This window comes from Clostridium boliviensis, from assembly GCF_033342255.1.
Lineage (GTDB): Bacteria > Bacillota > Clostridia > Lachnospirales > Lachnospiraceae > Lacrimispora > Lacrimispora boliviensis.
Genome location: NZ_JAWONS010000163.1, coordinates 1 through 297, shown reverse-complemented (window position 1 = coordinate 297; position 297 = coordinate 1). Strand labels below are relative to the sequence as shown.

Below are 297 nucleotides of genomic sequence, written 5' to 3'. Positions count from 1 at the left end.
ATCGGTTTCCGGAATCGTGATGCCCGGCCAGCGCCGCATGATTTCTTCCGCAGACAGCCGTTCCAGGGGAAGATTGTGGATTTTTGCCCCGTCGATGGTTTCCCGGATGAAGCGGGAATCAGGGGCTCCCACCCCGAGGACGCCCGTTCTCGCAAACAGCCTCTCTCCCGCCTCTTCCTCCAGCTCCATCCACAGTTGTTGCGAGCGCAGGGCCAGGGGGATGTACTCCCGGCCTTCTCCGTAAGCGTGGCGGATGATCCGGGTTTCTCCGTGATGGCTGCCGCTGGTGTGGGGCGG

Annotated in this window: 1 protein-coding gene; it reads right to left on the bottom strand. The window is 63.0% G+C overall.

From position 1 onward, the window contains the following. A partial coding sequence (locus tag RZO55_RS25795) for an FAD-dependent oxidoreductase (protein ID WP_336624285.1) occupies positions 1–297 on the bottom strand: 297 nt, incomplete at both ends.